Raw genomic sequence first — 512 nt, 5'->3', positions numbered from 1 at the left:
CCGCAGCAGCGGTTGCTGCTGGAGACGTCGTGGGAGGTGCTGGAACGGGCCGGGATCCCGGCGTCCTCGTTGAGGGGATCGCGCACCGGCGTCTTCGTCGGCTCGATGTACCACGACTACGGCACCGACCGGCCCGGCGTCCTCGACGACGCGGGCGGCTACGGCGGCACCGGAACCTCCGGCAGCGTGGTCTCCGGCCGCATCTCCTTCGCCCTGGGTCTGGAGGGCCCGGCGGTGACGGTGGACACCGCGTGCTCCTCCTCCCTGGTGGCCCTCCACCTGGCCGCCCAGTCCCTGCGCACCGGCGAATGCGACGTCGCCCTGGCCGGCGGCGTCACCGTCATGGCGACCCCCTCCACCTTCGTGGAGTTCTCGCAGCAGCGGGGTCTGGCCGCTGATGGCCGGTGCAAGGCGTTCGCGGACGCGGCGGACGGTACGGGCTGGGCCGAGGGTGTGGGCATGCTGCTGGTGGAGCGGCTGTCGGACGCGGTGGCCAAGGGGCATCGGGTGCT

At 73.0% G+C, this 512-nt stretch carries 1 protein-coding gene; it reads left to right on the top strand.

All coding sequences use genetic code 11. The features are described 5' to 3' along the window. Nucleotides 1-512: polyketide synthase (locus tag WDV06_RS37105; protein ID WP_395514196.1), on the top strand; the 512-nt coding region annotated here is incomplete at both ends.

This window comes from Streptomyces racemochromogenes, assembly GCF_044129415.1.
Classification (GTDB): Bacteria; Actinomycetota; Actinomycetes; order Streptomycetales; family Streptomycetaceae; genus Streptomyces; species Streptomyces racemochromogenes_A.
This window is presented reverse-complemented; position numbering and strand designations above follow the sequence as displayed.